Consider the following 366-nt stretch of genomic DNA (forward strand, 5'->3'; position numbering starts at 1 on the left):
TCAACCACCTAGCACGTGTTTACATGCATCGGGTTTGTCTTGGGGTGTTTGGTACTCTTATACGGTTTTCATGCCTATTACTTTAAACGCATCATCAACCAATAAGATGTTTTCAATGCGGTGTTCGTGCATTAAACCTAAAATGTCTACCCCCGATGCGCCTTCTTGAAACGTTACCAGTTTGTCTTTTTTAGTCATAACTCTAGAAACAGGCTGTTCAAGCTTCGGTTCAAAACGCATGTCACGAGCAGTAACAATACCTAGTAGGTTATTTTCGCTAGCAGTAACCGGGAAACCCGAGCACCCTTTTTCTTGCGAAAGACTCGTCGCGTCTGCCTTGGTTAAATCGGCACACCCAGTACCAGG

General features: G+C 44.5%; 1 pseudogene. It reads right to left on the reverse strand.

The features are described from left to right. Positions 1–60 precede the first annotated feature (60 nt). Positions 61–366, reverse strand: a pseudogene (locus tag CWB60_RS20580) (CBS domain-containing protein); the annotation flags it as partial.

Origin of the sequence: Pseudoalteromonas sp. S327, from assembly GCF_005886415.1 — a bacterium.
GTDB lineage: Bacteria > Pseudomonadota > Gammaproteobacteria > Enterobacterales > Alteromonadaceae > Pseudoalteromonas > Pseudoalteromonas atlantica.